The sequence below is a fragment of the Ochrobactrum sp. SFR4 genome (genome assembly GCF_019730395.1).
Classification (GTDB): domain Bacteria; phylum Pseudomonadota; class Alphaproteobacteria; order Rhizobiales; family Rhizobiaceae; genus Pseudochrobactrum.
The window spans coordinates 1-241 of the sequence record NZ_JAAPBB010001266.1; the positions used below are offsets into that span (position 1 = coordinate 1).

The following is a 241-nucleotide window of genomic DNA, read 5'->3' on the forward strand; positions in this document are numbered from 1 at the left end:
CCTTATACGCAGCGCTTGTTGTCCGCGATTCCGGTCACGCATCCGGCACAGAGAAAAGCGCGCATTATAACCGCTGCCGATAAGGAAAAACCACGCAGTCCGCTGAAACCGCTTGATTTCACTCCGTCGATCAGCCGGTGGGCGAGGGCGTCCGACGGGCATTATATCCGGCAATCCGCATAACGAAATGCAATGAGAACGGGGCATTTATTCAATGCATATCATCAATAAACTTGCTGCT

The 241-nt window shown here is 52.3% G+C and carries 1 protein-coding gene; it reads left to right on the plus strand.

The annotated features are described in order from the left end of the window. Positions 1 to 183, plus strand: a 183-nt coding sequence (locus HBA93_RS23080) for a hypothetical protein (RefSeq protein ID WP_221724783.1), incomplete at its 5' end; no start/stop codon positions are given. Between the last annotated feature and the right edge of the window lie 58 nt (positions 184 to 241).